This window comes from Rhizobium sp. AQ_MP (assembly GCF_014237835.1).
GTDB lineage: Bacteria > Pseudomonadota > Alphaproteobacteria > Rhizobiales > Rhizobiaceae > Allorhizobium.
Genome location: NZ_JACJVI010000052.1, coordinates 1 through 945 on the forward strand (window position 1 = coordinate 1; position 945 = coordinate 945).

The window sequence follows — 945 nt, forward strand, 5'->3', positions numbered from 1 at the left end:
GTCAGCGACTGGGGTGAAGTCGTAACAAGGTAGCCGTAGGGGAACCTGCGGCTGGATCACCTCCTTTCTAAGGAAGCATCCTTATTAAGTGGTTTTGGCAAACCTTTCCTGTTCTTCGAACAGGGGTGCCAAAACGGCCATACGGCACACTTTTAAGCAGCTTTTTAGAACATAGATCGGACCAGTCAGGTCACGATCGCAACGTAATACGCCGGACAGATGCTTGCATCGTCACGGTATGGCGTAAGATCGCCGTCCACGTTTCTCTTTCTTCAGAAGACAAGGACCACGCTTTGGTCGTTTGAGGCTTTCATGTCTCGGACGGCTATGTGTTGTTCCATCCTTATGGGCCCGTAGCTCAGTCGGTTAGAGCACACGCTTGATAAGCGTGGGGTCGGTAGTTCGAGTCTACCCGGGCCCACCATGATTTGCCTTTGCGCTTTTGAGCGCATCTGGTGATTTTGGACGGTTTGGATGGATTTGTGGTTTAAGCGTTGACGGATCTCTTGGTTATGGCCTTGAGGTGCAACCTGAATGGGGCTGTAGCTCAGCTGGGAGAGCACCTGCTTTGCAAGCAGGGGGTCAGCGGTTCGATCCCGCTCAGCTCCACCAAGGTTTTGGTGTTGATGCGGTGCGGCGACCTTGTCTTTGAAGAAATAAAAGTTTGCACCTGGCGACATACCATGTGCCTGTTCTGTCTACATTGTGAAGAGAAGATTGATCTGGAGGCTTCCAGGTATGGGGTTTTACCCCGTGTCCGAGCCCGATCCTGATGAACCTTGTGATGGCCTAGCCGGCCGGAACCTGGGGAAGGGTCGGAGGTAGGTAGGAAGCCTGTCGCTCTGGTCGTTCGTTGTTGGTGACTTAGGTCACCTCTGACGGATTGCTGATGATCGTTGCCTGACCGCGCGATCCCGGATTTAATCTCGAGAAGCTGGTCTTAAA

General features: G+C 52.8%; 2 tRNA genes and 1 rRNA gene. All 3 read left to right on the forward strand.

The annotated features are described in order from the left end of the window. Positions 1 to 67: ribosomal RNA gene (locus H6M51_RS24160) — 16S ribosomal RNA — on the forward strand; the annotation flags it as partial. A gap of 280 nt (positions 68 to 347) precedes the next feature. Beyond that, positions 348 to 424 (forward strand) — tRNA-Ile (locus H6M51_RS24165). 112 nt (positions 425 to 536) lie between these two features. Then, positions 537 to 612: transfer RNA gene (locus H6M51_RS24170), tRNA-Ala, on the forward strand. Positions 613 to 945 lie beyond the last annotated feature (333 nt).